Origin of the sequence: Arthrobacter sp. H5, assembly GCF_000520595.1 — a bacterium.
Lineage (GTDB): Bacteria > Actinomycetota > Actinomycetes > Actinomycetales > Micrococcaceae > Arthrobacter_D.
In genome coordinates this window covers 27655-50997 of sequence record NZ_KI915000.1, presented here as the reverse complement: position 1 = coordinate 50997, position 23343 = coordinate 27655, and the positions used below count along the sequence as shown (strand labels likewise).

Here is a 23343-nt window from a genome sequence, read left to right as displayed (position 1 = left end):
TATCCGGCTGGGACTTGGCAATCTTTGACTTGGCTCTGTCCGGGGTTGCGCTACCCTTCACCACCGGCAGCTGGCCAGCCATCGGTGACGGGTTGGTGTCCGGGCTCCGGCCATTGCCCGGGCCGGTTTTGTCTGGCACAGCTTCACCCCTTACATTGCTCTATTGGGCCTTCCGACCCTGGTCAGTAGAACGGCTGGCGATGCCGCCGCCAGTAAATCTGCCGGGCTACCCGCTCCCCCGCAATGTTCCACGCACGATACTTCAACGGACTGACCACCAGGTCATAGCAGCCCACAAAGTCCGTCACTGTCTTGGTGAAGCTCGTCTTGAACAACCCCAGACCGTGATGCTGGTGGGAGGTGTCTTTGAGCTGGTCGCTGGGCGGTGTGCCACATAAATCGTACTCCGCGATTCCGCACTCATCCTTGAGGTCGTTGATCGCGGTCCACTGCAGCAGATGGGAGTCCCCGTACTGCTTGCGCCCCGGTTTGGAGCCGCCGTCCTTGTACGTGCCCTTGCGCCCGTAGTTGATGACAAAAGCGCCCACCGACGGCTCGCCGTCCTCATGAACAAAGTAGAGCCGCCCCTGCCCCGCGTTGACGAAGTTGTTCCAGAAACGCTGGTAGTACTCGTAGGAGCGGAGCCGCGCGGCCGAGCGATCCTCGATGTGGGCCATCAACCTGTACATGGCGCGGAAGTTGTCATCGGTGGGTTCTGCCCGATGAACTTCGACGCCTTCGCGGATGGCCCGGCGGACCGCATTACGGCCCCGCGAATGGAGGTTGCGCAGCAGCTGGTTGGATTCGGGTGTGGTGTCCAGTACCGCCGTGTGGTCATTGGGTTGGAGATTGAAGGTTTTCACCAATCCGGCGTCCGTGAACTGACGGCGGACGTCATGGCTATCGATAATGTCGGGCTCGACCTTCACTGCGAAAACCGGACGGCCGGTGCGCTGAATCAGCTCCCGGCAGGCTTCGAGAACCTGGGGCACATGCGCTGGTTCAGCGACATCCGGCCCTTTGATGAGATACCAGAGGCTTCCCAGTAACGGTAGCTTCTTCTCGATGGCCAGGTTATACGTGGAGTAGTCATCGGATTCGAAGACCAGGAATACCGGATGCCACCCGTGGTGTGATTTCACTTCGGCGAAGGATGCCGATTGAAGAATATTTCCGCCGTTGGGATTGGCAGTCACCAGGTCATCCCAGTTTGCCTGCTCCTCCGCCGTGGCAAAGCGCGCGGTGAACTTACCCAAATTTCCTCGGATTCCTCAGGTTGTTTTCTGGTGGCTGGTCTCATTCAGTCTAGCTGTTTCGACCATAGAGTTTCCTCCCGCCAGGCGGGCTCCACTATGCCCCCGTGTGTGGCGGGCATAGCATCGAAGTATGGAATTCAGATATCTCGGAAACAGCGGACTCAAAATCTCGGAGCTCACCTACGGCAACTGGCTTACGCATGGTTCACAGGTGGAGAACGACGTCGCCACCCAATGCGTGCGCGCAGCGCTCGACGCCGGGATCAGCACCTTTGACACCGCAGACGCCTACGCAAACACTGCCGCGGAGACAGTGCTCGGCGAAGCGCTGAAAGGCGAGCGGCGGCAATCGCTGGAGATCTTCACCAAGGTGTACTGGCCCACCGGCCCCAAGGGCCACAATGACACCGGGCTTTCCCGCAAACACATCATGGAGTCCATCGACGGCTCCCTGGAACGGCTGCAGACCGACTACGTGGACCTCTACCAAGCACACCGCTACGACGTCGAAATGCCGCTGGAAGAGACCATGCAGGCCTTCGCCGACGTGGTCCGTGCGGGCAAAGCGCTCTACATCGGCGTCAGCGAATGGACCGCGGAACAGCTCCGCGACGGCCACGCCCTCGCCAAGGACCTCGGCTTCCAGCTGATCTCCAACCAACCGCAGTACTCCATGCTCTGGCGGGTCATCGAAGACAAGGTGGTCCCGGTGTCCGAGGAACTGGGCGTCTCCCAGATTGTCTGGTCGCCCATCGCGCAGGGAGTCCTCACCGGAAAATATGCTCCGGGCCAGGCCCCGCCGGCCGGCACCCGCGCCACGGATGAGAAGGGCGGCGCCAACATGATCAAACGCTGGATGTCCGACGACGTTCTGACCGGGGTGCAAAAACTCCAGCCAATCGCGGACGGATTGGACCTCACCATGGCCCAACTCGCCATCGCCTGGACGCTGCAGAACCCCAACGTCGCCTCCGCCATCATCGGAGCCTCCCGCCCCGACCAGGTGAAGTCCAACGTCGCTGCAGCCGGCGTGAAACTCGACGCCGACATCATGAAACAGATCGACGACGCCATCGGCACCCTCGCCGAACGCGACCCTGCCAAGACCGTTTCCCCCGAAGAGAGGCCAGCATGAGACTTGCAGTTACTGGAGCCAGCGGAAAGCTGGGTAGAAGCGTTGTCACCGGGCTGACGGAAGCCGGACACGATGTGCTGGCGCTCGATCAGTACGGCGAGCGCACTCCCGGGTTCCTGAAGATCGATCTGACCGACTACGGGCACGTGGCGGATGCGCTGCAGGGGGTGGATGACAGGCACTCGGGGTTTGACGCCGTCGTACATCTTGCCGCCATTCCCGCGCCCGGGCTCCAGCCCGATGCCGCCACTTTCCACAACAACATGCTCTCCACCTACAACGTGTTCCAGGCCTGCAGACGCGCGGGGATCAAACGGATTGTCTACGCGTCCAGCGAGACGGTGCTGGGCCTGCCATTCGACGAGGATCCTCCCTACATTCCGGTGGACGAGAACTATGACGCGCGGCCGGAAAGCACCTACTCACTGGTCAAGCATCTGGAAGAGCAGATGGCCATCCAACTCACGCGGTGGGACCAGACGCTGAGCATCACGGCGCTGCGGTTCTCCAACGTCATGGATCCGGATGATTACGAGGCGTTCCCGTCCTTCGATGACGATCCAATGAAGCGCAAGTGGAACCTGTGGGGCTACATCGACGGCCGCGACGGTGCCCAATCGGTGCTGCGTGCCCTGGAAAATGCGGCGCCCGGCTTTGATCGGTTCATCATTGCCGCCGCGGACACAGTGATGAGCCGCTCCAGCGCGTCACTTGCAGCGGAAGTGTTTCCCGGCGTCGAACTCGTCAAGGACGTGGGCGAGCATGAAACGCTCCTGTCCATCGATAAGGCGCGTGAGATTCTCGGTTTCGATCCCCAGCACAGTTGGCGGGACCATGTGAACGACGCCGGATAGGCGGCCCACGCGCGCAGGCTTACGGGTGCGCGGGCCGGGATAGCGTGCGGACACGGATAACGACGGCGGCAATCACCACCACTGCAGCAGCGGTGAGGGCGGCAGCCGCCGTCGTCGTTGATTCAAGTGGGCCGGCGAAGCGGCCCACCGCAATCCAGGCCAGCCCCCAGGCCACGGCGGCGGCGAACGCCAAACGACCGCGCCCCACCTTGGCCAGGCGGACGCCAACGGCCGCGACAATAAAGAGGACCGCTGTGGCCCACGCGTCCGGGTTGATCCCGAAGCCGTCGAATCCTGCCGCCGTCAGCGCCGCCGTAATGTTGGCGCACACCGCCACACAGACCCAGCCCAGGTAGAGGCCAAGCGTTCCGTCGACTGCGACTGCCTCGGGCCAGGTGCTGGCAGTGTCCCGGGTGTACCGGCGGAAGGCGACGGCAAGGACAACGAGCAGCAGCACGATGATGCCGACACTGAGATTCAGCAGTCCGGCCTGAATGCTGAGGATCCAGGCGGCGTTGAGGAGCATCGACGCGGCAACCAGCCAGCCGAGCGCACGCTGGCGTGGGCTGGTTCTTTGGGACGGCCGCCACTGCCAGATGGTGAAAGCCACGAGTCCCGCGTAGACCACGGTCCAGATGGAGAAGGCCGCACCGGCAGGGGCCAGCCGCGTGGCGCTGGCACTCAGCGCTCCCCCGGCGGCCTCCGCAATCGGGGTACCGCCGAAGACGCCCACTCCGATCATGGAGCCGACGATGCACACCACCACGCTGACGGTGACAGTGATTTGCCTGAGGAGATCTGTCCGGGTTCTCATGGATCCATTCAACCTGTCCTGGTTAGCCGGGGCTACCCCCGTATACAGTTGATCAGTAAGCTTACTTTCATGCGGAACACCATCGAGAGGAAAGATCATGACTGAAAATCTTCCCGACGAAGAACTAAACCCGGTTGGCGACGGAGTGGAGACCGACGCGCTGGACCCGGTTTCCGACGGGCAGCCGGACAGCTACCCGCAAGCTGCTGAGACCAACCCGGACCAGTGGCGGCAGGATCCGCTACTGCAGGACGAGCCCGGAGCCGGCAGTGAACCTGACCCGGAAAGCGACCAGGCCGTCCGTGACCGTTCCGAGGAAGACCGGTACAACGACGGCGAGGAACAGATTCCGCCCGACGAACCGACGATGGGCGAAGCTGCCTCCGACGTGGACTTCGGCGACCCGATGGATGATACCGAAGCGGACGCGAGCGACGACGAAGCAAACTTCGGCGGCTCACCACTCAGCCAGTTTGAACCGGATGATCTGGACCGCTGATCGCCCACCGGTGATCGACCAAACTCGCTCTAGCGAGTGCGCGGAGATCCGCCACCCTCCGCCGCATACGCCTCATGCGCCGCCCCCGTACCGATGGGCGGTCCGTCCACGGCGCAGTGCCGGAGGCTGGCCTCGCCCCGGGCCCGGTGCGCCGCGCCTTCCGGGACCGCTTCGCCTTCCGGCACGCCGCCGTCGTCGTCCGTTGTGAGGTTGACGTTTCGGATGGTGAGCGCGGCCAGGAGCGCCCCGGCAACGAGCGCGACGACGGCAATCAGCACAGCGGTCCTGAACCCTTCCGCAAAAGCCCCGGGGTTGGTATATACCTCGCCGGTGAGACCCGCAGCGGCCGGGATAACGGCGATGGCGATCAGCGCGGCGGCGCGTGCCACGGCGTTGTTGACTCCGGAGGCCAGGCCCGCATGTTCGTCGTCGACGGTGGCCAGGGCGGTCGCGGTCAGCGGCGCCACCAGCAGCGAAAGTCCAAGCCCCAGGACGATCACCCCGGGGAGCACGTCAAACACATAGGACGCGTCCTCGCCGATCCGGAGCATTAAGGCAAGTCCCACAGCGCAGATCGCCGGCCCCACGCTCATGGGAATGCGCGGCCCGATCCGGGCGGCGAGCGCCCCTGCGCGGGCTGATAAAAGCAGCATCAGGATGGTCACCGGGAGCAACGCCGTCCCCGATGCGATCGGGGTGAAGCCCGACACCACTTGCAGATGCACCACCAAGAGGAACAGGATTACGCCAAAGGCACCGTAGATCACAAACGTCACCGCGTTGGTCGCGCTGAACTGTGCCGAGCGGAAGATGCCGAGCGGAAGCATGGGATTCCGGCTTCGCCGCTCCACCACCACAAACGCGACGCTCGCGGCAATCCCGATAGCGGCTGTCACCAGCACGGGCCAGGACGCCAGGCCCATCGCCGGCGCTTCGATCAACGCATATGTGACACCGGCGAGCGCAACAGCACCCAACACGGCTCCGGGGATGTCCAGCCGTCCGCTGTTGGCGCGGCCGCGGGACTCCGGCACATGGCGGTGTGAAATGACGACGACGGCAAGCGCCAACGGCACGTTGATCAGGAACACCCAGCGCCAGGAGGCAAACTGAACCAGCCACCCGCCCAGGAATGGTCCAATCGCGGTGGCCACTCCCCCGAGTCCGGACCAGGCGCCGATGGCCCGGGCACGGTCATCGGGCATAAAGGAGGCCTGGATCATGGCAAGACTGCCCGGCGTCAGCAGCGCTCCGCCGACTCCTTGGAGAGTCCGCGCGGCGATCAGCACCTCGGCGTTTGGCGCGATGCCGCACAGCAATGAGGCCACGGCAAACCAGATGACGCCAATGACGAAGATCCGCCGGCGGCCAAACCGGTCACCCAGCGAGCCGCCCAACAGAATGAAGGATGCCAGGGTCAGAGTGTAGGAGGTGACAGTCCACTGGAGGGTGGCAAAGTCGGCGCCAAGATCCGCCCCGATGGCGGGAAGGGCAACATTGACCACAGTCGCGTCAATGCCCGCTAACCCGGAACCCAGGATTGAAGCAAGCAGGATCCAGCGTCCCGCCGCGGACGAAAACCGTATGCCCGTAGCTGTTGCACCGCTGTCCATCTGGACCTCTTCGGTTGTGCCGATGTGATAAGCGAAACACCGCGCGTACGCCGGCTATTCCACCCGGGCACCTGCGGCCCCAATCCGCAGGTTTGTTGCCTACTCGCAAGGTTCGCGGATAAGCGCCCGCGTACGTTGCGCCAAGGCAACGAACCTGCGGTTTACAAGCGGCACGTAGAATGGCAGAGTGAAATCCCGTTCAGCACTTTTCATGCTCCTGCCCATCGCTGCCCTTCTTGTCGGGTGCAGTCAGATCGAGGATACGGCCGGGCAGGTCGTTGAAGACACCGTCTCCGAGGTGACGAGCGCCGCCGCCAGTGAAGTGCAGGCCCAGATCTGCACCCTGGTCGAGGACGGACTGGCCGGCCTTGAGGACAAGGAGCTCTTGGGCAGCCTGGTATCCGCCGCCGAAACAGCTGGCGTCACAACGGAGATCACCGAGCCGCTCGCCCGGATCGCCGAAGCGGGCGATGAGGTTCCCTCCGAGTCCGTGAACGACCTCCAAGAAGCCTGCGAAGCGCCGTCGTCGTAAGCCTTATCCGGGTGAGCCGTAGGCTGGTAGATTTGTTGCCGGCGCTGTTCCGCGCCTGACCTCTTTGCCGGCGCTCACGCCGCCGGCCGCGCGGGGTAAAGGGAGCCACTATGTTCTCGGAGCGCCGGATCATAGCCCTCCCGGCGGGGCCGTATCAGCGTGGGTGATGCGGCGGATCCGCCGTAGGAGCAGCAATGACCAGGCAGAAATCCCTCAAAGAGCACGTTCGCGCCCGTATGGAGAAAACCGGCGAGAGCTACACTGCCGCCCGGCGGCAGGTTGTACCCGGCGAAAGCAAGCGGCCCGCAACCGCACTGCCGGAAAAGCCGACGATTTCCTCGGCGTCGCTGGCCCAGGCAACCGGACAGGATTGGGCTGCATGGTTTGCGGTCCTCGACGCCTGGGAAGCGCACACCCATAAGCATGCAGAGATTGCCCGGTGGCTCGTACAGGACCGCGGCGTGGATGGCTGGTGGGCGCAGGGCATCACTGTGGAATATGAGCGCTGCACCGGTCAGCGCGCGCTCGGGCAGCGGATGACCGGAGAATTCGAATCCAACGCGAGTAAGTCTGTCCCGGTTTCCCGTGAACGGCTGATCGCGGCCTTCACCGATCCTGCAGCGCGTGAGCGATGGCTGCCCGGAGATCTCCTCCAGCTCAATGACCAAAAGGCTGAAAGCAGCTCCATCAGCGGGCGCTATCTTGGCGGGGACGGCGGCCGTATTGCCCTGTACTTCACCGCCAAAGATGAGAGCCGCTCGCAGGTTGCGTTGAGACATCTCGGGGTCGCGGACGCGGAGGCTCATGCGCGGTTGACGGAGTTCTGGCACGAGCGCCTGGGCGTTCTGCGGGAGCTGCTGGCGGGAGCTGCTGGCGGGAGCATAAAGAAGCTAGCTTTCTTCAAGAGAGTTAGCTAGTTTCCCCTATGCCCTTCCGTTCAGATGGGTCCCAAAAGAACTGTCCCATCGCCCGCGGCCTCGACGTGCTCGGCGACCCGTGGAGCATGATGATCATGCGCGAAGTATTTTTCGGCAACTTCCGCTTCGAGGGGATGTTGCAGCGTCTGGGCGCGGCGGCCAGTGTGCTGAGCAAACGCCTGGGCAGACTGGTGGATGACGGGCTTCTGATCAAGACCCCGTACGACGGCAGCCGCCGGCGTTGGGAGTATCGCCTCACCGACAAGGGCGAAGATCTGCTGCCGGTGCTGAACGCCGTTGTGCAGTGGTCCGAGAAGCACATGAGCGCGCCGAACGAGCGAGCCCACATGTCCGTCCTCCAACCGCCGTCGGGCGCTCAGCGTGAAAGCCGAGCGGGCGCTTAAGACACCGCACGGCGCCAAAGCCCACCGGGTTCACCCGGCATGGATCGTGGCAGCCGTCGCCTTCCTGGCACTTGTTGGGTCGGCCGGTTTCCGGGCCGCTCCAGGAGTGCTGATGGTGCCGCTTGAGGAGGAGTTTGGCTGGTCACGCAGCATTCTGTCCCTGGCCGTGAGCATCAATCTAGTGTTCTTCGGCCTGGCCGCGCCGTTCGCGGCAGCGCTTATGGACCGCTTCGGGATCCGGCGGGTGACCTCCATCGCCCTATTGGTAATCGGTGCTGGAAGCGGGCTGACGGTCTTCGTCGTGAAACCGTGGCAGATTGTGCTGACCTGGGGCGTGCTCATTGGGTTAGGCACCGGATCGATCGCTCTGGTGTTTGCAGCGACCATCGCCAACACCTGGTTCGTTAAACGCCGCGGCCTGGTGGTTGGCATCCTCACCGACGGCAGCGCCGCAGGGCAACTTGTCTTCCTGCCACTCATCGCCGTGATGGTGGAGAGCAGCAGTTGGCGCGGCGCCTCCCTGCTGATCGCAGCCGGCGCGATCGCCGTCGTACCCCTGGTGCTGAGGTGGATCCGCAACTCGCCGCGCGAAGTGGGTGTGCACGCCTACGGTGCGGATCCGGCGTCGTACCTGGATGAGCCGGACGTTCTGGGCGTTGGCGGCCGGCTTTGCAATCTGCGGTGCCACCACCAACGGGCTGATCGGCACCCATTTCATCCCGTCCGCGCATGACCATGGGATGCCCATGGCGACGGCGGCTGGCCTCCTTATGGTGGTGGACCTGTTCGACATTGCGGGCACCATCGCGTCGGGGTGGCTGACTGACCGGTTCAACCCGAAAATCCGCGATCTGCCGGGATGTCTTCGGTGCGGACGGCGGCATCGTTTTTGGTTGGGTGTTCGCGGCTCACCAGATCGGGGCTGCAATTGCTGCGTTTGCCGCGGTTTTCATACGCGATTCGACCGGCAGTTACACGTATGCGTGGCTCGGTGCGGCGGCGCTGTGCACCGTCGCAGCAGTGCTCAGCCTGGTTATCCGCAAGCAGAAAGTGCGGCCTCCGGAAGCCCGCGTGGATGCTTTGGATACGTCTCCATTTTCGTAGCGGTTAAACCCTGAATTCCGTTTCGGTTTCGATCCGGAACTGGCATATCTAAAAGTGCTCCAGAGCAGTACCTTTAGAGCTATGAGAGGCGGCCCAGTCCCTGTCACCTCCGAACGGCCAACCCGGTCGGCCAGAGCGGCGTGCGCACGGTGGGTTGCCATTGAGAACGAGTTCGGATTGCTCACGGGTGGAGAGGTGGATGTGCTCCTCCGTTCCAGCAGTCCTCCCGCGGGATGCCTCGCGGCAGAGCGGCGCATCCTCGGGGTGGCAACGAAGGCGGGCCGTGTCCTTTACCCGGGTTTCCAGTTCGACCGGCAGGTTGGAGTTGTGCATCCGGTCATCGCCGAAGTGGCACAGTTAGGCCTGGAAGCCGGGTGGAAAGACCGTCATCTACTCCAATGGCTTTGTGTACCCAACGGATACCTTGCCGGTGAGCGCCCCGTGGATATCCTGGACAACCGGGAACGCCTGCTCGCCGCGGCCCATACCGACCTTGAAGCGCTCTGGTGACCGGCGTGAATCGAATCATCCGAGCCGTTGTGATGACGACGGCGGCACTCTCCCTTGCGGCGTGCGGTACCGAAGCAGGTGGCAACGCGACACCCAGCGAGCCGCCGTTTGACCCTCCCGCCGAAGGGGAGCTGATTGGGCAGGGAACAGTGCTTCAAAAGGAGAATCTGCCCGCGAAACTATGTCTGGGCATGATCCAGGAGTCCTACCCGCCCAGTTGCAGCGGACCGGAAATAGTGGGTTGGGACTGGGCTTCTGTAGAGCAGTCGGAGACAGCTTCGGGCGTGACGTGGGGCTCTTATGCGGTGCAGGGCACGTGGGACGGCACCGAATTCACGCTCACCCAGAATCCCATTCCACTATCTCTATACGATCCACCGGCGGATCAGCCCGATCCTCGACTGGACGGGAGTAATCCCGGCGCAGGCAGTGAAGATGAATTACTAGCCATCCAGACAGAAATACTGGACCCGACAAATGGGGAGGTGCTCATATCTTCGATCACCAACGGTTATGTGCTGCTGGTGGTATTCCACGACGACGGCACCCTCCAGGAGTATTTCGACCGGCAATATGGTGCGGACATGATCGCCGTGCAGTCGGCCCTGCGGCCGGTGGGGTAGTTCGCGAGCAGGCAGGACAGGAACCTGGCGGTCGACCGCGTGGAGACCTTCGCACAGCAAAATGTCGGAGGCCGCCGCTACCTTGATGGCATGAACACTTCAACATATTCACAGCAGGAAGTCCGGCACCCCGAGCGCGGGCGCCGGTACAGCATAGTAGAACTTCGTTCACTGGCCGACGGCGGGGATGCCTGGGCCATCAGCCGCGTGGACGATTGGGAAATGAACTTCTCGGACGAGTATGCAGGTTCCCTGGCTGAGCGCTGCACGGATCCTGCGTGCGATGGCCACGGCGAGCCGGTGGACCTCTGCTGCGACGAGGCAGGGAACCTCCGGGACGCTGACCACGGAGGCTGGGGGCATGAACTCCGGCACGCCGAAGCCGCCTGATCCCAACGTCGGGTAAGCCGTTCGCGGCCCCCCACCCAACCTCCCGGGCTATCGTGGCGCCATGCCCAGCCAACTAGCTGTTATCGCCGTTGACGCAGTCCGGCCACGAGTGGTGGCCGATTTCTGGTGCGCTGTCCTCGGTTGGCATGTTGTCGATGAGGACGGCGACGTCATCAGCATCGCGCCACCGGATGCAACCCGGCCCTCCATCGATGTGGTCGCCATTCCCGAGGGCAAGACGCTCAAGAACCGACTGCATTTCGACCTGCGGGCTGACTGCGTATCCACTACCGAGGAGCTTGAGCGACTGCTCGCACTCGGCGCGCGGCGCGGGAACGTGGGCCAGGGCTCATCGCCGACGACCAGACCATTATCCGGACAGGACTGACCACCATCCTCAACGCCCAAGTCGGCATTGAGGTTATTGCCCAAGCCGCCGATGGCCACGAGGCCGTGGTGCTCGCCCGCCGGCTGCGTCCAGACGTATGCCTGTTCGACATTCGGATGCCACTGATGGACGGTGTCGAGGCGACCCGCCAGCTCGCCGGACCCGGCGTCGAGGATCCGCTGGCCGTCGTCGTCATCACTACCTTCGACACCAACGAATACATCAGCGGCGCCCTCAGAGCCGGTGCCAAAGGCTTCCTGCTCAAGGACGCCGGACCAGAGCTGTTGGTCCAGGCCATCCACGCCGCCGCCGAGGGAGACGCCCTCATCGCCCCCAGGATCACAGCCCGCCTACTCGCCGGCTTCGCCGACTCCGCCTCCCCTTCGGAGCGGACCCAACCAATCACCGCACTGACCGACCGGGAGGAAGAAGTTGCAGCCGCCGTCGCACGGGGCGGGACCAACGCCGAAATCGCCGTCGAACTTCACATCAGCCTCAGCACCGTCAAGTTCCACCTCGCCAGCCTGATGAACAAGGTCGGTGTCCGCAACCGGGTAGAAATCGTCATCTGGGCCTACGAAACAAAGCGGGTGCGGCCCTAAAACGGCTTCTGGCCAGCAATCTTGCATCTATTGATGTCGACATCGTACCCGTCGGTTCCCGCCTGTTCCCGTTCAAAGCGTGTCGTAAACGTGGCTCATGGCTATAACACACGCGGCGATGTTTCATGTCGCGGCCGCTCGCCACTTTGCCGGGAGAGAGATGGACATCGCTCCTTTCCCGCTACTTCCGCTGGGTCCCACTCCCGAACGGTTGCCTGGCAACTCCGTCGTGGGCATACGTCGTCCGGTCACCACATACGCGGACGGAAGCGTATTGACCCGCAAGCTCGGCATCGCTTTTCAGCGATATTTCGTGCCTCTGGAGATTCAGGGTGAAGGATGGACGGGCAAAGTGGTCGAGGGCAAGGGCATCGTTCAAAATTGCGCATTAGCATTTCAGGGCAGAATCACATCCGCGATGCAGCGTTCCTTACTCCGTTCTCTCACCGTCGATGGCAATAACCGAGATCAATGTCATCCCCAGGTCGCCCACTTTTCTGAGCAGCCCATGTAACCCCGCCTGATCGCTAACCTGACCACACAACATCGTTGTTCCATCACTCTCCCGGGTCAGCGACAGACCTTCGAACCATTCGGTCCAGCAATCATCCAGGTGTCCCTGGATTCGGATCTTGTATCTTCCCGCGTCGTGGTGTTCGACAGGCGTCTCGTTCATCGCGATTCCGTATGCCTGACAGTTGCGATGGGCAAGCCGGGCGCGGACTGCCAATTCATGGAGGTTGTCCTTCCCGGCTCAGACCGCTGGGGTTGGGTCGAGTTGCGGGCTTTGCATACCGGTCAGACGCTCCGCTGCACTCTTTCGCTGTTCAGCCCAGAGCGAGAAGCCCAGCCAGATCAGAGCCAATCCGACCGGTACGGCGGCATAACGGGCGGCGGCATGCGGCAGGAAAGGAACCAACAGGGTCGACGCCGCTCCGAGGGCCAACAAGATAGCGCCCCAACGGGAGAGGACGCCGGCACGAAAAATGGCAATACCGAACAACACAGCGCCAACAAGGTAGAGCGCGAATGACACCAAACCCACAGCTCCGAGGGTTCCCAGGTTGGTCTCGCCAGCGGAGCCGTTGAAGACCCCCAGGACAGTGTCAACAAACTGCGGCGCCTCAGATGCCAACGGCGGCAGGACGAGGGCTTCAACGAAGCTCCAAACAGTCACCAGCACGAACTCGAAACCGAACAGAAGATACCCGATCAGTCCAAGTAGACCTGTTTCCTTCACTTGACGGAGGTAGATTCCGGTCACTCCGACAAGTGCAAAGATGGACATGATCATGGTCAGGTAAGCGACGATCGCCCAGGCGCTGCTGGTGACGGTGGCAACATTCTCCGGTGGATGAATCGGTTGAATGACTATGAAGAGCAGCCCGGCCACGACGGCGGACAAACCGGCCGCTCGGGTCAGGGTGGAAGTTGTAAGATTCATTATCGTTTTTTCCTTGCATCTGGGTTGCCCCACGGCGTGCGCAGAAGGACACCCATAATCTACGGAGCGGCATGGTGACACGTCATCACCATTCGTGGTGATTGATGTGGTGACTGACAAGCGTCTCCTTGTGGGAGTTGCTTTGACCCGCCCACCGAGACATGGTCGGATAGTGATTATCGCCGAACGGGTGCGGACATGAACGTTTTCGAAACTCCCGGCCGGCTCGCGTCCTGGGCAGGGGGTCTGGCCCGGGTCGAACGAATCCGCCGAATGGATCAAGTCCTCACACATCCTGCCCGGCAACAAGGACCTAAAAACCGCTCTCGGCACCGCCGCGATTCCGCTTCCCGCAGCAAAACACCTACCTTGCCGTCAAATACCGGCGCATCGCAGCGGCGACATGCCCACGCTTTCCGCAGGTTTCCAGTCGAGAGCTTCGGCAGCCATACGCCGCGACGCTCGCATGTAGCTCTGTGTGCCTGACGTTCGAGGGTCAGATTACCGGCTAACGTATCGTCCGGGTCAGATCAAAGACACCAGTGCCTGGGAACGCGATTCGTTGCGCTACCTACCTCTACTCAACCGTGGAGCCGGCGTGGGGTATTTGGCTCCGAGACGGTCGAGCAGGGGTGGATCAGCGGGGCTTCGCGGCTATTGCGCAAGGCGATGGGGCTTGCTGAGACTGTCCTAGCCTGCAATTGTCCCTGCTGCCACTCCCTGAAGTGAAGACCCGTGGGCGGTTTCGCGGGGGACGTTTTGAAGCAGCCAGGTGGCAAGCCAGATGATTGCTACGGCAAGGCCGATGAGGCCCAGCTGCAGGACAGTTTCCGGAAACACAGCACGCAGCGCGATGGGAATCGTGCTCGCGGTGTAGAGGACTACCGCGGCCTTGGGTACCCCCGAGGTGCGCCACAGCGCGGACATGAAGACGACGGTGCCGATGAGGAACAACATGGAGACTGCTGTCAGTGCGATACCGAGCGGGCCGCCTCGCAGTGCTGTGATCACAGCCGGATCAACGTAGGGAAAGACAAGGTTGAGGACAAATTCGACGCCGACGAGGCCGGCCAGCGACGTTACCGAGAGCACAGCGCCTGAGGCTCCCAGCACGCCGGCTTTTCGGGAGATCACCATATAGATTCCGATTACCAGGCCAATAGCGGCGAGTTGGGCCACAGGTGCGGCAAGCTGGGTCAAAGGCGACGTGGGGATGATTCCCGCCCGTTTGGCGGCGTTCACCACCAGTATGGCCGCCGAGAGAAATCCGGCAATGGCAAAGATCCTAACGAGTACTGCAGGCAGAAATTTTGGGGTTCCTATTGAACGCATCTGTGGCTCTTGTCTCTTGGGTAGGGCTCGAAAATGCGGGTGCTGTGACCAGCATCGTGACCCGCGGCTGGTGCCGGGAACAACTGGAATCTACGGAAGAGTGTGGTGACGCGTCACCACCATGCGTGGTGATTTAGGTGGTGATAAACAGTCTTCTCGCTAGAGCAGGCCCTGTTCTTCTGCACGGCGGACGGCCGCGGGACGGCTGTTTACCTCGAGCTTTGCGAAGATGTGCTTGGTGTGGGTGCGCAGCGTGTTGATGGAGACGAACAGCCTGCGGGCGATCTCCGGGCCGCCCAACTCAGTCCTGAGGAGCCTGAGCACCTGTAGTTCGCGTTCGCTCAACGGGTCAGTAATCGACTGCGGCCCGCGGGTGTCCCCTGCAACCACCACGAAGGCGCGACGGAGTCGACGAATGTAGTCCGGGACGATTCCCTGTTGCGCGGCATCGTCCAGGAGCGCCGCCATGGGTTCGCCTTCATCCGCAAAAACGTGGACGTAGCCCTCCGGCTCGGCCTGGGTCAAAGCACGTCTCAACGGCACCAGAGCCATCTGCACGTCTCCCTGCACATGGTGAGCGAGAGCCTGCAATATCAGGATTTCGTTGACGCTCCCGATACGTCCCCCTGCCTCCCCTGCTTCCAGCAGACGGCCCAGCAGCCCCAAAGCCCCGCGAATCACGCTTTCCTCCGGGCGGGCCCTGTACTCGGCGATAAGAATCCTGGCCAGTGTGATGTGTTCAAACTCGCGCAGGTAGGTGAGCGGGTCCGTCGAGGACAAGCTCTGCTCCTCCGCCCACTTCAGGGCGTCGGCGAACCTCCCCTGCGCGGCCCAAAACCGTGCCTTCAATGCCCCAATCGGACGCACATCCGGCAGGAAACCCCGCAGATACAGACGCTGCGCCTCGCCGAGCAAGTCAAGCGCAGCGTCGAGCTCTCCCTCCGTCTGCCTGATTCGAGCCATGGAGACGAACCACCGGTACCGGTTTTCCGGCAGCGAAGCTTGGTCCCCCAGCGCTTCACTTTTCTGCAGGTGCTTTGTCGCGGCTTCCAGTTCATGACGCTCGCGGTGCAACTCACTCATGCCCACATGCAGATCGGCCGTCGCCTGCGGGACCGGCTCACCCTGCGCTTCCGCAAACTGCAGGGCATCCTCGTACGCCCGTAGTGCCTCGTGCAGGCGACCCTGTGTGATCAGCAGGTCTGCCCGCACAATCGTCGTACCGAGCACATCAGCCGTGTTGCCGGCCATCCGCAGACTGGTGCTGACCTCCGCAAAGCTCCGCAGGGCAGCCTCAAGGTCCCCGTACGCCCACGACGCCAGCCCAAGGAACCCGGCCGCCGAGGCACGCCCAAGGTGATCATTCGGTTGCGCAAGCTCGAGTGCGCGTTGTGCGTGTTCCGCGGTGCCAGCCACATCGCCCACTGCCTGGGCCAGGGAGGCACGGTAAACAGCTATTGTCACCGGCAGCGTCCGCAGTTCTTCTGCGTTAACGACAGAGATTTCGGCCCCTGGCGCAACCCTTAGCCCGCCCGCTCCGGTCAAGGCGGCAAGCCCCTGCTCGGCGTCCCGCAGCCGGACCGCGACCGCGTCGAGGTCACCGGAGACGAGCATCATATGCGCGCAGAAGACGCTGAGCACGGGCTTGCGGCGGACAACGTCGTCCGGGAGGGTCTTCAGCCAGCCCAGCAACATCGCATCCTGTCTGCGGCGCCGCATGTCTGGCAGGGCGGTTTCGATGAGGATCGCCGCCCGCTCGAAGTCCTCGGCGGCAAGCGCGTGCCGCACCGAGTCCTCCGGCAGATTATTCCTCTCGTACCATTGGCTGGCGAGTCCGTGCAGGCCCGGTATGTGATCGCGTCCTTCCTTCAGGAACCGTGCCCGGAGGACGTCCGCGAAGAGGTGATGGTAGCGATACCACTGACGCCGGTCATCCATCGGAACGACGAACAAATTGCCACGTTCCAGTGCCTCCAGGATCATACTGGCGTCTTCCTGCCCGGTGACTGCTTCGCATAGAGAACCACTGAGCCGATCAAGAATGGCGGTTTGAAACAAGAACCTGCGGACATGCTCAGGCTGGTGCAGCAGCACCTCCTCGACCAGATAATCGATCACGAAACGGTGGCTGCCGGTAAACGCGTGGATGAAACCGGCGACATCGGTGCTGTCCCGCATGGACAGCGCGGCCAACTGCAGGCCGGCAATCCAGCCCTCGGTTCGGGACTCCAGGGCTGCAATGTCTCCGGCCGAGAGCCTCAGGTTCATCACCTGATTGAGGAACACGGCAGCTTCATCAAGGCTGAAGCGAAGGTCAGCGGCACGCAATTCAGTCAGCTCGCCTCTGGCCCGCAACCGGGCCAGCGGAATAAGCGGATCCGAGCGGCTGGCTATCGCCAGATGCAGGTTCGACGGAAGATGGTCAAGCAGAAAGTTGAGGGCGTCACGGATCGGAGCGGCTTCAACCAGGTGGAAGTCATCAAGCACCATGATGATGTGGTGCGGCGACTGAGCCACTTCGTTGATGACGGCTGTAAGCGTCGGTTCGGCCGGCTGCGGCTGAGACGACTGTTGGTTTGGATCGTCCAAACCGATACCGGCGTCGACATTCTGTAAGGCGGCGACCAGATACGTCAGGAAGCGGGACGGGTCGTTATCACGTTCGTCTAGGGACAGCCAACCGACTTGAACCTTCGGTTTACGTCGCTGACACGATGCGATCCACTCGCTGAGCATCGTGGTCTTTCCAAAACCGGCCGGAGCCGAAATGAGGATCAGCTTGCTGCCGGAGCGAAGACCCTCGTTCAACCGTTCAATGAGCCGCGGGCGGACTACGGCCCGGGGCCGGGATGGCGGGATGAAGAGTTTCGTAACCAGCACCGGTGTCGCCATTACCCCATCATATGGAAGGCTAGTGTGGGTGATCTCTGGAGCGCCGTCCGAGAACCGCGCCCGTCATCGCGCAACATCTGGTTTTGGTTCAACGGGTCGGCCGGCAGGTCGGGAGATCCGCCGTGACGCCCGTGCCCGTCGGTGGATGAAGTATTCGGCTACGACCAGGCTGATCACCCATGATGCGCCTATCAGCAGTGCGCGGGTCAGCTCATCCGCCGGGCCAACCAGAAGGACCCAGGGAATCGTCACCACAACAATCGTTCCCTGGGCTATGCCGATGGCGTAGGCACGGGACATCCATGCACTGTGCCGGACAAAGTCCCGTCGGCGGACTGCGAGGAATCCCAGGATGAGGCTTACCACCATGGCCGTTCCAAAGACCAGCCGAAAAACGAGAAGAAGAAACCCGTCCAGGGGCGGCAGGTCGTAGAAAACCGCCATCCACAAACCGGACAGGGCAGCAAGGAGACCCGTTGGCACGAGAATACGTCCCGCAACACGATGCCAGCTGACCCTGCCGCGCTTGCTGCGGCGAAGCGAAGGAACGAACTGGAACGCCCCAAGCAGCAAGTACACGGTGACAGTGGGAATGTGAATCAGCACGGGAATCGGCGAGTCAAAGAACCGGGCGTTATCCGGTGTGATCTCACCTCCCGTTAATTCGGTCAGGCGCACTGACCCGGCGACCACCGGGACGAGGCTGAGGAAGAGCAAGGAGGCGACAACGAGCCACGAGGCCCAAGGTCTTTGACCGGACGGACGACGGGTGGTTTCAGGCATCCCGTCGGACACGGTCTTTCTGATGAAGCTCATTGGAATTCCTTTGTTCGATAGGCTGGCCCGGCGGTACGGGGGTTAGCCACAGGGCAGAGGAGCTGGCTCACCTGCTGGCCGGCCCTTGCTGTTTGGGGCGCGCCCACGGAGGTCAACGGGGATGGATTTCGGTGGGCCGACGGGTCCCGCTCGTCGGCATTCGCTCTGCCTGTGCATGCAGTCCAGCGAATAGGGCCAGGAAATTTTGTGAACGCTGTCGAGACACGAGTCTCGCCTCATTGCAATCGGACAGCGTCGCAGCTCTGCGCTGATAAGGCGGCCGTACCTCCACGAACGGAGGACACGCGGCGCCACCTTTGACGCCGACTAATGCCCATCATCCTCCTCAAGGTCGAGGAACGGCAATGGCCCACGCATCCACCCGGTCAACGATTTCACCACGGATTAGAAGTTCTCCGCAGTTTCTGAAGAGGGTGGTCCGGAGCGCCCTTAGTACAGTGATCCACGGTCCCGTCAAGGGGATGGGGTGTACGGATGGGCGCTGACCGTCGCCAAGTCCGGACCAGGTGAGCCGGCCGCGATCTGCACAACGACGTTGCCCGTCTTGCGTCCCGTCTCGACGTAGCGATGCGCTTCGACTATGTCAGAGAGACGATAGGTACGGTCTGTGACCGCCTTGTACCGGCCCGATTCTGCAAGGCTGACGAGGAACGCCAGGTCTTCAGCCGTGTACTTAATGTTGCCCGCAGTGACCAGTTTTCCGCTTTTTCGGCTGCGGCCGGCCGCCCGGACTATTTCCTTGAGGTCAGCGATGACCAGCAACAGTGTCCCGCCCGGGTTGATCAACGCTTCGACGCGCTCGAAGGGCGCATTGCCCACGCAGTCGATGATGACGTCGTAGGTCCTGCCCTCGGTGGTGAAGTCCTGCTCGGCGTAGTCGATCACCCGGTCTGCACCCAGTGAGCTGACCAGTTCCCTGTTGGCGCTGCTGCACACGCCGGTGACATGCGCACCCATGTGTTGTGCAAGCTGTGTCGCCGCTGTTCCCACCGCACCGGAGGCTCCGTTGACCAGGATGGTGCCACCCGGCTTCAGGGCGGCACGGTTCAGGAAGCCGAGCGCTGTGAGTCCACCGAAGACAAGTGTCACCGCCTCCTCGAAAGACATGTTGCGGGGTTTGACAGTGATCGCACCTTTCTGCGGCACGCACACATACCCGGCGTGACCGCCGAACTTGGCGCCGAGCATCGCGATTACCTCATCTCCGGGCTTGAATGTTGTGACATTCGCGCCGACAGCCTCGACAACGCCGGCGACATCCATCCCGAGAATCGGGTTGTGCGGCCTGAAGATGCCGAGCCCAAAGGCGGCGAGGATCCCCAATCCTTTGGGTACGTTGCGGCTGCGGGCGCGGTAGTCGGCGGCACTCACTGTGCTCGCGTGCACTTTCACGAGCACATGGTCGCGGCCTGGTGATGGTTTGGGTAGCTCCACGAGCGAAACCACCTCCGGGGAGCCGAAATGCCGGTATGCGGCAACTTTCATGATGTTCTTCTTCTCCGATTGGTTCATTCGAAGTCCTCTGTCTGTTGGGTCAATGATGTGTCCGGATCGGCGGAATGGGGTCGGCCATTCAGCTCAATGACCGTCGATTCGCTGGCTGGTGTACGACGTACACCTGAATGGTCCTCAAAGAGTAGGTGTACGTTGTACACTTGTCAAGGGCTGGCAGATTCGAAACGGTTGTCAAGGAAGGATGATGCTGATGACTGAGCGCGTTGAGGCTAAGCGCCGGGCTCCACTTAGCCGCGATCGGGTGCTGGGCGCCGCCGTTGAGCTGGCAGACAACGCCGGAATAGAGTCACTGAGCATGCGCAGTCTCTCCGGGGAACTGGGCGTCGTGCCGATGGCGCTCTACAAGCATGTGTCCAGCAAGGAGGAGTTGCTGGACGGGATGGTGGACGTGGTCATCGGTGAGATCGACACCCAGATCCGCGGAATCGACTGGAAGAACGCGGTCCGGCAGAGGATCCTCTCCGCCCGGCAGGTCCTGCTTCGTCACCCTTGGGCGCGTCAGGTGATTGAGTCTCGAACCAACAAGTCACCGGTGGTGCTGGGGTACATGGACTCGATGATCGGAATATTCCGGGCCGGCGGGTTCACCGTCGATCTGACCCATCACGTGATGCATGCCGTGGGCAGCCGCATGTGGGGGTTCACCCAGGAGGTGTTCGACGACTCGCAAACCGAATCGCAGAGTGTTGATCCGGAATTGCAGGCTGCCATGTTCAGCGAGATGGCGGAAAAATACCCGCACATCGTGGAGATGGCCATGGCCGCTTCCCACCAGGGGGAGTCCGTTGTCGGTCAAGGCTGCGACGATCAGTTCGAGTTCGAGTTCGCGCTGGATCTCCTCCTGGATGGATTCGAAAGGCTCCACCAGCGGCAGTGGACATCGACCGGCCGATCCCGACGGGGCGGCAGTATTTAACTGCTCGTACGCGATGGCATGCTTCCGCGCCACAGGATTCGCTCAATGTGCTCCGAAGCCAGCAAGAGCGCAGGCAGGGCTTAGCTCCTCATTCATACCTCAGCGCCCCCACCGGTCCGACACTGGCATCTGATGCTGACTGTCAGACAGAAAATCAGGAGCTGTTGGCGCTTTTTGGGGATGCCAATTGCGCCGTGACGGCGGACACCCGGCGGAGCGAGGCGTTCGACCTGAGCTGTAGCGGACTTTGTCCGCGCTACCGGGCGCGCGAACAGGGCTGACCAGGACTGGACTGATCTAACACCCACTGGTCAGGAGCGCATGAAACGCGCGATTGCTTCGGATGCTTCCTGCATCGTGGCTTCGGCGGCCCCGGGGGTTGAGCTGAGCGGCGTCCAGCACACAGTGCTTCATGTGGTCATCTTGCAGTCCCAGCGCTACCCCGCGAAGCGCGGCAGTGAGGGCTGAAATCTGGGTGAGGATGTCGATGCAGTACTGCTCCTCATCGACCATTCGCGCAACGCCTCGAGCCTGGCCCTCGATCCGCTTCAGGCGCGCCGGGTAGCGGTCCTTGTCCGTGATGTAGCCGTCGGTCGTGTGGCAGTCCGCGTCAGAGGTTTCCATTTACTGAGGCGGTCATGAGTGTCCTTCTAGCGTCATTGAGGTTTGTACTTCCCCGGCGAAGAGGAAACGTGGTCTGGCACCGAGTAGAGTGCGGCGCGGGCCGCGCATCTCAGGAGACACCCGGCCACCCACCGCAGTGTTGCCGTCACCGGAGCTTCTTGGTGTGGGAGCCTATCGCCATGCAGGCGGGAAGCCGTAGGTGGGATTGTCCAGCGGCCGGAATTGGGAGATGCGCTGCTCACATCGTGCTACTACTCGGGATGCCCGCTTCTTGCGATCGGCCCCGCTATTCCCCAGCAAACCGCCTTCGCGGGTACCCCCTGAGGGGCAGCGCTTATGATTCAAATTCAATCCGACAACCCCGTCATAGCCCGGCAGAGGCAAGAGCGCCGCTACGGTGACGGAATACCCCATGGGGGTATATGGTTCTAGTGGTGGACAGACACTACAAGGGTGCTGATCTAAGGAACGAACAGGAACTTACCGCCTACATCCTGGCGGACTGGTCCTTCAACCAGAGTTGACAACGAAAGATGGGAACGACATGACGAACGAACTCGATCACACAAACCACGACGGCCAGGGGGGCGGCACCGATCACGGCGAGAACAGCTCCCAGGGGCACAGTGCCGGGCACGATGCCGGGCATGGCAGCACCCAGCCTGGCGGAGTGCTCGTTTCCGAGCATGGCTACACTCTCAGGCTGGACTCCCCGATCCTGGGCAGCGGACTGCAGACTGTGAGCTTCAGGATCATCGGACCCGATGGGCAGCCGGTCACTGAGCACCAGGATTCGCATGAGAAGGAACTGCACCTGATCGCCGTCCGTCGCGACATGGCCCACTTCCAGCACGTACATCCGGTGAGAGCCGCTTCCGGAACCTGGAGCATCGACCTGAACCTGAACCCCGGTGTCTGGCGGATCTTCGCCGACTTCCACCCAGTCGGGCACGGTCAGCCGATGACCCTGGGTATCGATGCCTTCGTCGGCGGCACGTATGAGCCGCAGCAGCTGCCCGCCGCGGACCGGACGGTGCAGCTAAGCACTTACACCGTGACGCTTGAGGGCGAGCTCGTGGCGAACGAGGCCACCGAGCTGACCTTTACCGTCAGCAGGAACGGCCAACCCGTAACCGACCTCCAGCCCTATCTGGGAGCTTTCGGTCATCTGGTGGCGCTGCGGGGAGGCGATCTCGCCTACCTCCACGTACACCCGGAAGGCGGCCCGGGCGACGGGCATACGAAGCCGGGACCGAAGGTCTCGTTCTTCGCTGTCGCCCCATCGGCCGGTACCTACCGCCTCCACCTGGACTTCCAGCACGAGGACACCGTCCGGACAGTACAGTTCACTGTCCACGCGACTGCGCCAACTACATCCTGATGTAACCACGACCCGACGGGCGCACCGCACGACCTAGAAAACCGGCGCGCCCGACAGGCATCGACCGGACCGGATACCCCGGGCCGCCGCCGTCGGCCGATGTCCCTCCGCCTCACAACAGGTTCAAGACAGCTTCGTCACCTTGCACATCCCGCCAAAGGATCAGATCATCATGCCTCGCCTCGCTCGACTTACTCCCCAGACAGCAACAGGTGCCTCCCGCGACCTTCTGACCGACCTGGTATCCCGACACGGCCAGATCGGCGACATGGTCGCAACCATGGCGCACTCCCCCGCCGTCCTGACCGGTTACCTGCAGCTCAGCCGTGCCATGAAGCGGGCCAAGCTCAGCCGGAAGGTCAGCGAACTGATCTCGATCGCCGTCCAAACCCGGCAAGGGTGTGGCCTGTGCCTGGAATCGCACATCAGTGCCGCTTTCGCGCTCGGGATCGACGACGCGGAAATCGATCGCGCCCGGGCCGGAACGTCGGCGGACCCTGGTGTCGCGGCGATGATCGCCCTGGGGCTCCAGGTTTATCGGGAACCGACGTCCATCACAGACGAGCAGATCCTCGCCCTGTACGACCACGGCTACAGCGACCGCGAGATCACCGACGTCGTCGGCGTCGTGTCATTGAACATCCTCACGGGAGCATTCAACCTCGTTGCCGGCCTGACCCCGCACCGCCCCTCCTCCGGCCGCAGGCCCTAAACCCCGGTTCGGCTGCGGATACCAGCCGAACCACGCATGGAAAGGAACA

The 23343-nt window shown here is 62.4% G+C and carries 23 protein-coding genes and 2 pseudogenes; 15 read left to right on the top strand and 10 right to left on the bottom strand.

Annotated features, from left to right (window positions below; translation table 11 throughout):
• Window positions 1-182 precede the first annotated feature (182 nt).
• Window positions 183-1256, bottom strand: coding sequence for a lipid II:glycine glycyltransferase FemX (locus Y708_RS0112835; RefSeq protein WP_028280251.1), 1074 nt, complete (start codon window positions 1254-1256; stop codon window positions 183-185).
• A gap of 130 nt (window positions 1257-1386) precedes the next feature.
• Here Y708_RS0112835 and Y708_RS0112830 point away from each other — a divergent pair, with 130 nt between their 5' ends.
• The gene (locus Y708_RS0112830) at window positions 1387-2391 is read left to right on the top strand and encodes an aldo/keto reductase family protein (protein WP_028280250.1); all 1005 of its coding nucleotides are present in this window, start codon (window positions 1387-1389) and stop codon (window positions 2389-2391) included.
• Window positions 2388-3245 (top strand): NAD-dependent epimerase/dehydratase family protein, encoded by an 858-nt coding sequence (locus Y708_RS0112825; RefSeq protein WP_028280249.1) that lies wholly within the window; start codon window positions 2388-2390, stop codon window positions 3243-3245. The genes Y708_RS0112830 and Y708_RS0112825 overlap by 4 nt, the downstream gene beginning before the upstream one ends.
• A 19-nt stretch (window positions 3246-3264) precedes the next feature.
• Here the strand turns inward: Y708_RS0112825 and Y708_RS0112820 are convergent, their stop codons facing one another.
• Window positions 3265-4059 carry a tryptophan-rich sensory protein gene (locus Y708_RS0112820; protein ID WP_035776239.1) on the bottom strand — a complete coding sequence of 265 codons (795 nt, stop codon included), beginning with the start codon at window positions 4057-4059 and terminating at the stop codon, window positions 3265-3267.
• A gap of 97 nt (window positions 4060-4156) precedes the next feature.
• Here Y708_RS0112820 and Y708_RS0112815 point away from each other — a divergent pair, with 97 nt between their 5' ends.
• Window positions 4157-4558: a hypothetical protein gene (locus Y708_RS0112815; protein WP_028280247.1), complete on the top strand. Its 402-nt coding sequence runs from the start codon at window positions 4157-4159 to the stop codon at window positions 4556-4558.
• A gap of 29 nt (window positions 4559-4587) precedes the next feature.
• On the opposite strand, the gene Y708_RS0112810 is transcribed toward Y708_RS0112815, so the two are convergent.
• Window positions 4588-6171 (bottom strand): DHA2 family efflux MFS transporter permease subunit, encoded by a 1584-nt coding sequence (locus tag Y708_RS0112810; RefSeq protein WP_028280246.1) that lies wholly within the window; start codon window positions 6169-6171, stop codon window positions 4588-4590.
• A 187-nt stretch (window positions 6172-6358) separates the two neighbouring features.
• On the opposite strand from Y708_RS0112810, the gene Y708_RS0112805 reads away from it, so the two are divergent.
• From Y708_RS0112805 to Y708_RS0112765, 9 genes and pseudogenes are all read left to right on the top strand, one after another.
• Window positions 6359-6703 carry a hypothetical protein gene (locus tag Y708_RS0112805; protein WP_028280245.1) on the top strand — a complete coding sequence of 115 codons (345 nt, stop codon included), beginning with the start codon at window positions 6359-6361 and terminating at the stop codon, window positions 6701-6703.
• 194 nt (window positions 6704-6897) lie between these two features.
• A complete protein-coding gene (locus Y708_RS24850; protein ID WP_051478971.1) occupies window positions 6898-7620 on the top strand; it encodes a hypothetical protein in 723 nt (240 codons plus the stop codon).
• Between the two features lie 8 nt (window positions 7621-7628).
• Complete coding sequence (locus tag Y708_RS24845) at window positions 7629-8024, top strand: winged helix-turn-helix transcriptional regulator (protein WP_081746771.1); 396 nt, start codon at window positions 7629-7631, stop codon at window positions 8022-8024.
• Window positions 8002-9128, top strand: a pseudogene (locus Y708_RS24840) (MFS transporter). Before Y708_RS24845 ends, Y708_RS24840 begins: the two are co-directional and overlap by 23 nt.
• 81 nt (window positions 9129-9209) lie before the next feature.
• Window positions 9210-9638, top strand: a complete 429-nt coding sequence (locus Y708_RS0112785) for a hypothetical protein (RefSeq protein ID WP_155853848.1) — start codon at window positions 9210-9212, stop codon at window positions 9636-9638.
• Between the two features lie 5 nt (window positions 9639-9643).
• Complete coding sequence (locus Y708_RS0112780) at window positions 9644-10261, top strand: hypothetical protein (protein ID WP_155853847.1); 618 nt, start codon at window positions 9644-9646, stop codon at window positions 10259-10261.
• 90 nt (window positions 10262-10351) lie between these two features.
• A complete protein-coding gene (locus Y708_RS0112775) occupies window positions 10352-10651 on the top strand; it encodes a hypothetical protein (RefSeq protein ID WP_155853846.1) in 300 nt (99 codons plus the stop codon).
• 61 nt (window positions 10652-10712) lie between these two features.
• The gene (locus Y708_RS24835; protein WP_051478968.1) at window positions 10713-11039 is read left to right on the top strand and encodes a VOC family protein; all 327 of its coding nucleotides are present in this window, start codon (window positions 10713-10715) and stop codon (window positions 11037-11039) included.
• Window positions 11003-11641 (top strand): response regulator, encoded by a 639-nt coding sequence (locus Y708_RS0112765; RefSeq protein ID WP_028280241.1) that lies wholly within the window; start codon window positions 11003-11005, stop codon window positions 11639-11641. Before Y708_RS24835 ends, Y708_RS0112765 begins: the two co-directional genes overlap by 37 nt.
• Window positions 11642-12071: 430 nt before the next feature.
• Here Y708_RS0112765 and Y708_RS0112760 read toward each other — a convergent pair whose 3' ends face one another.
• From Y708_RS0112760 to Y708_RS24820, 6 genes are all read right to left on the bottom strand, one after another.
• Complete coding sequence (locus Y708_RS0112760; RefSeq protein WP_035776237.1) at window positions 12072-12317, bottom strand: hypothetical protein; 246 nt, start codon at window positions 12315-12317, stop codon at window positions 12072-12074.
• 78 nt (window positions 12318-12395) lie between these two features.
• Entirely contained in the window at window positions 12396-13085 is a 690-nt protein-coding gene (locus tag Y708_RS24830) for a hypothetical protein (RefSeq protein ID WP_035776236.1), read from the bottom strand.
• Window positions 13086-13775: 690 nt separating this feature from the next.
• Window positions 13776-14417, bottom strand: a complete 642-nt coding sequence (locus tag Y708_RS24825; protein ID WP_051478967.1) for a dimerization/docking domain-containing protein — start codon at window positions 14415-14417, stop codon at window positions 13776-13778.
• 159 nt (window positions 14418-14576) lie between these two features.
• Window positions 14577-17309 (bottom strand): winged helix-turn-helix domain-containing protein, encoded by a 2733-nt coding sequence (locus tag Y708_RS0112745; protein ID WP_028280239.1) that lies wholly within the window; start codon window positions 17307-17309, stop codon window positions 14577-14579.
• 63 nt (window positions 17310-17372) lie between these two features.
• On the bottom strand, window positions 17373-18125 hold the full coding sequence (locus Y708_RS0112740; RefSeq protein ID WP_253905804.1) for a DUF2306 domain-containing protein: 753 nt from the start codon (window positions 18123-18125) through the stop codon (window positions 17373-17375).
• A 474-nt stretch (window positions 18126-18599) separates the two neighbouring features.
• Window positions 18600-19658, bottom strand: a complete 1059-nt coding sequence (locus Y708_RS24820) for an NAD(P)-dependent alcohol dehydrogenase (protein ID WP_253905803.1) — start codon at window positions 19656-19658, stop codon at window positions 18600-18602.
• A gap of 193 nt (window positions 19659-19851) precedes the next feature.
• Between Y708_RS24820 and Y708_RS0112730 the strand changes: the two genes are divergently transcribed.
• Window positions 19852-20577 (top strand): TetR/AcrR family transcriptional regulator, encoded by a 726-nt coding sequence (locus tag Y708_RS0112730; protein ID WP_028280237.1) that lies wholly within the window; start codon window positions 19852-19854, stop codon window positions 20575-20577.
• Between the two features lie 311 nt (window positions 20578-20888).
• Here Y708_RS0112730 and Y708_RS24815 read toward each other — a convergent pair.
• Window positions 20889-21201, bottom strand: a pseudogene (locus tag Y708_RS24815) (metal-sensitive transcriptional regulator).
• Between the two features lie 544 nt (window positions 21202-21745).
• Between Y708_RS24815 and Y708_RS24810 the strand changes: the two are divergent.
• Together Y708_RS24810 and Y708_RS0112710 are read left to right on the top strand one after the other, a co-directional pair.
• Window positions 21746-22582, top strand: a complete 837-nt coding sequence (locus tag Y708_RS24810; protein ID WP_051478966.1) for a hypothetical protein — start codon at window positions 21746-21748, stop codon at window positions 22580-22582.
• A 172-nt stretch (window positions 22583-22754) separates the two neighbouring features.
• Window positions 22755-23294: a carboxymuconolactone decarboxylase family protein gene (locus Y708_RS0112710; protein ID WP_028280236.1), complete on the top strand. Its 540-nt coding sequence runs from the start codon at window positions 22755-22757 to the stop codon at window positions 23292-23294.
• Window positions 23295-23343 lie beyond the last annotated feature (49 nt).

Excerpts from the sequence above, each read along its gene's own strand:
- Y708_RS0112830 (WP_028280250.1), top strand. The coding sequence starts at position 1,387 with ATGGAATTCAGATATCTCGGAAACAGCGGACTCAAAATCTCGGAGCTC.
- Y708_RS0112825 (WP_028280249.1), top strand. The coding sequence starts at position 2,388 with ATGAGACTTGCAGTTACTGGAGCCAGCGGAAAGCTGGGTAGAAGCGTT.
- Y708_RS0112820 (WP_035776239.1), bottom strand. The coding sequence starts at position 4,059 with ATGAGAACCCGGACAGATCTCCTCAGGCAAATCACTGTCACCGTCAGC.
- Y708_RS0112815 (WP_028280247.1), top strand. The coding sequence starts at position 4,157 with ATGACTGAAAATCTTCCCGACGAAGAACTAAACCCGGTTGGCGACGGA.
- Y708_RS0112810 (WP_028280246.1), bottom strand. The coding sequence starts at position 6,171 with ATGGACAGCGGTGCAACAGCTACGGGCATACGGTTTTCGTCCGCGGCG.
- Y708_RS24850 (WP_051478971.1), top strand. The coding sequence starts at position 6,898 with ATGACCAGGCAGAAATCCCTCAAAGAGCACGTTCGCGCCCGTATGGAG.
- Y708_RS24845 (WP_081746771.1), top strand. The coding sequence starts at position 7,629 with ATGCCCTTCCGTTCAGATGGGTCCCAAAAGAACTGTCCCATCGCCCGC.
- Y708_RS0112785 (WP_155853848.1), top strand. The coding sequence starts at position 9,210 with ATGAGAGGCGGCCCAGTCCCTGTCACCTCCGAACGGCCAACCCGGTCG.
- Y708_RS0112775 (WP_155853846.1), top strand. The coding sequence starts at position 10,352 with ATGAACACTTCAACATATTCACAGCAGGAAGTCCGGCACCCCGAGCGC.
- Y708_RS24835 (WP_051478968.1), top strand. The coding sequence starts at position 10,713 with ATGCCCAGCCAACTAGCTGTTATCGCCGTTGACGCAGTCCGGCCACGA.
- Y708_RS0112760 (WP_035776237.1), bottom strand. The coding sequence starts at position 12,317 with ATGAACGAGACGCCTGTCGAACACCACGACGCGGGAAGATACAAGATC.
- Y708_RS24830 (WP_035776236.1), bottom strand. The coding sequence starts at position 13,085 with ATGAATCTTACAACTTCCACCCTGACCCGAGCGGCCGGTTTGTCCGCC.
- Y708_RS24825 (WP_051478967.1), bottom strand. The coding sequence starts at position 14,417 with ATGCGTTCAATAGGAACCCCAAAATTTCTGCCTGCAGTACTCGTTAGG.
- Y708_RS0112745 (WP_028280239.1), bottom strand. The coding sequence starts at position 17,309 with ATGGCGACACCGGTGCTGGTTACGAAACTCTTCATCCCGCCATCCCGG.
- Y708_RS0112740 (WP_253905804.1), bottom strand. The coding sequence starts at position 18,125 with ATGAGCTTCATCAGAAAGACCGTGTCCGACGGGATGCCTGAAACCACC.
- Y708_RS24820 (WP_253905803.1), bottom strand. The coding sequence starts at position 19,658 with ATGAACCAATCGGAGAAGAAGAACATCATGAAAGTTGCCGCATACCGG.
- Y708_RS0112730 (WP_028280237.1), top strand. The coding sequence starts at position 19,852 with ATGACTGAGCGCGTTGAGGCTAAGCGCCGGGCTCCACTTAGCCGCGAT.
- Y708_RS24810 (WP_051478966.1), top strand. The coding sequence starts at position 21,746 with ATGACGAACGAACTCGATCACACAAACCACGACGGCCAGGGGGGCGGC.
- Y708_RS0112710 (WP_028280236.1), top strand. The coding sequence starts at position 22,755 with ATGCCTCGCCTCGCTCGACTTACTCCCCAGACAGCAACAGGTGCCTCC.